The sequence below is a fragment of the Staphylococcus intermedius NCTC 11048 genome, from assembly GCF_002902385.1.
Classification (GTDB): domain Bacteria; phylum Bacillota; class Bacilli; order Staphylococcales; family Staphylococcaceae; genus Staphylococcus; species Staphylococcus intermedius.
Genome location: NZ_PPQH01000062.1, coordinates 1 through 2,272, shown reverse-complemented (window position 1 = coordinate 2,272; position 2,272 = coordinate 1). Strand labels below are relative to the sequence as shown.

The following is a 2,272-nucleotide window of genomic DNA, read 5'->3' as shown; positions in this document are numbered from 1 at the left end:
CGTGCTATGAAATTAGTCATATGTTGGTCAGTTAAGGAAATACTACCAGTTAAAATGATAATTAGTTATATTTTTTCTGACTTTGCAACAGAACCACCACTTGGATAGTATTTGAATTCATCTTGTTAGGTAGATTTACACATTCAATATAGCCTTGATCTAGAATAGCCAATTAATAGCTATTCTATTATTTTAAAGATTCACTCAGGTAATATTCCATACGTATTTTTAAATAATAGATTATTATCCAACATTTATATTATTACAAAAGCCAAATAGTAATTTGAGCAAATAAATTATTTAACATATGTATAGAAAATACATAATAAACATTTTTTTTAAACAGATAAATAAAAACTGTTACTATACCCATTGAAAAGTAAGGAACTAACGTTTTCCAATCTTCTCCTAAGCTATGCATATGTATTGCTGTAAATGATATTATAGAAATTAATATTGCTGGATATAACCTAACCTTATCTTTAAGAAAATCTAAAATATATACTCTAAAAAGTAACTCTTCAAGTATAGGTCCAATAATAATAAGAAGTAATGGCATAAAAAATTTAAACAAAAATGAAACACTTTCAATATTATCTTGATTAACACTCTTTACTGGTTTTCCTTGATTGATAATTAAAATAAGTATGACATTTAAACAAAGAATTAGAAAAAAACCTAGCACTCCTATTAAAAAAATATGAATCTTTTTATTTTTTACTTTTAACCAATCATCATACAATTTTACTTTAAATATTTTAATAGCATATATCATCAAAATTGTTGTAATAATAAAGAAATACCACTCATTAACTATATCGTAATTCCAATTTAGCTCATTTGAAAATGGCAATAATCCATATTTAGGAATAATAACTAGCAATATTATATAAAGCAAAGCCAAATAATGACCTTTATTAAGGTTATTTATTTTATTGTACATGACAGCCTCCTAAAACTATTAAATCTAGTTAATACTAAAATCATTATCTTCGAACTCTTCAAAATTAACAAGAAGTTATATGTTCACCATTGATATGTATTAGCTTTAATTCTCTCTTCTCATCATACAATGGTAAAACAAATTCATTACTGCTTTCAGCAGAAAGTTTCTATGTATACTCTATAAAAAATTTTTTTGTCTATATTTAAGTCGCTTAAATATAGACATAATTATCATGAGAACACTAATAAACAAAATAATATCCACAATAAGAGCTGGTATCGCTTGTAAATATACTTGATTTATTACAGACGAAAATAAAGTAAAATCAACATTCATATGTAATAACACCAACATCCATATTTTTTTTGTAAAAATATATATTAAACCATATACTGTTCCTACTACTATAGCTGATATGGATTGAGAGGTTGCATTTTCAATAGTTAAACCGCCAAAGATATTCGCCATATGTATTAGCCCAAAAAGTATAGAAGAAATAATCAGCGCTAAAAGCTTCGATTTATATTTATTTAATATACTTTCAATAATATACTTTCTGAAGAAGAATTCTTCTGAAAAGCCAATAAGAAAAGTTAAAAACAACTGTGATATTAATATAGGGGTAAAGTTACCAGTATATAATATTTCTAAAATTATTAAAGCGTTCGATAATATAACTAGCGGAATAACATATTCCAATAATTTTATATGCATTATAGGACGATTATTTCCCTTTTGATAGGAATACAAAGCTATTGAATAAACAAATATTGACAAAATTATCATCATAGGAATAGCATATATTGAAATTTCTAAGCTATTATATTCTATCCCCATTCTTTTTAGCGTATCAAAACCAAGTGCGCTTATAATAAAATACAAGCTGAAATATATTATTATTTTTTTCACCAAACCCCTCCTTTAAGTTCACCTTAAAATTAAGTTACGAAAAATGTGTGAAAATTAACTTCGCATTTATTTGTAATCTATATTACGTAATTTTCAACTTTGCAACAGAACCAAAATAAAGGCATCGTATATGATTTAGAAAAAGGCATATATTGAAAACATATGTTGAATTATATAGGATGACTAGAAGGATTTCCAGTTATAAATATAAAAATGTAATTAAAGAAATATCTCCAATTTATTGGTTCTGTTGGAAAGTCAGAAAAAATATAACTAATTATCATTTTAACTGGTAGTATTTCCTTAACTGACCAACATATAACTAATTTCATAGCACGGCGAAAATCCGTAGATCTGAAGAGACCTACGGTTCTTTTTATATAGCTCATGAATACATTCAATACCTTTGAGTGTATT

The 2,272-nt window shown here is 25.4% G+C and carries 2 protein-coding genes and 1 pseudogene; all 3 read right to left on the bottom strand.

The window, feature by feature from the left end:
- Positions 1–262: 262 nt before the first annotated feature.
- The gene (locus CD138_RS11730) at positions 263–943 is read right to left on the bottom strand and encodes a CPBP family intramembrane glutamic endopeptidase (protein ID WP_019168208.1); all 681 of its coding nucleotides are present in this window, start codon (positions 941–943) and stop codon (positions 263–265) included.
- A 180-nt stretch (positions 944–1,123) separates the two neighbouring features.
- A complete protein-coding gene (locus CD138_RS11725) occupies positions 1,124–1,855 on the bottom strand; it encodes a CPBP family intramembrane glutamic endopeptidase (protein WP_019168209.1) in 732 nt (243 codons plus the stop codon).
- A 303-nt stretch (positions 1,856–2,158) separates the two neighbouring features.
- Positions 2,159–2,272 (bottom strand): annotated as a pseudogene (locus CD138_RS11720) (IS6 family transposase); the annotation flags it as partial.